This is a genomic window from Streptococcus pseudopneumoniae (assembly GCF_001072665.1).
Taxonomy (GTDB): Bacteria; Bacillota; Bacilli; order Lactobacillales; family Streptococcaceae; genus Streptococcus; species Streptococcus pseudopneumoniae_S.
On record NZ_JVJI01000020.1, the window covers coordinates 1 to 520 of the forward strand.

Here is a 520-nt window from a genome sequence, read left to right on the forward strand (position 1 = left end):
GCAGAACATGATGAGATGGTGAGAATTGTAGAGAGTGAGGAAGTCAAAAAGATTATAGAAGATAACCTAAAGCTGAGGCATAAAGGGGCACTTGAAGAAGGAAATATTATCCAGAATTATGATATAGATATTAATTCCATTTTTCATAGTCCAATGGGAGGGATCAAATTTAAAATTTATATAAATAATGACGAAGAATTATATGTATTTTTCACTATTAATAAAGATAGAAGTAGCGGAAAGTTAGTTAATGATGGTGGAGGAAACTCGGCTAAATTTGAAAAAATGATAACGGAGGAGAAAAGTGAATAGGCAGTATAGTGATCATGAACGTCAAAAAATGGCTAATGAAGAGTATACAAAGTATTCTGAAACAGATCCCTTGAAAATCATAAATGATAAAGGAGACATAGAAGATATCGGCACAGTCCGTCAGGTGATCGAAAACGAGACAGGATTGAAGGTTTATGTAGTTGAGAGTCCAGACAAATCTTTACGGTATACTATAAGTAAATCAGTA

The 520-nt window shown here is 33.3% G+C and carries 1 protein-coding gene and 1 pseudogene; both read left to right on the forward strand.

Annotated features, from left to right (window positions below):
- A partial coding sequence (locus ADH52_RS01955) for a DUF1310 family protein (RefSeq protein ID WP_049509759.1) occupies positions 1 to 312 on the forward strand: 312 nt, incomplete at its 5' end.
- Positions 305 to 520, forward strand: a pseudogene (locus ADH52_RS01960) (hypothetical protein); the annotation flags it as partial. The gene ADH52_RS01955 and the pseudogene ADH52_RS01960, both read left to right, overlap by 8 nt.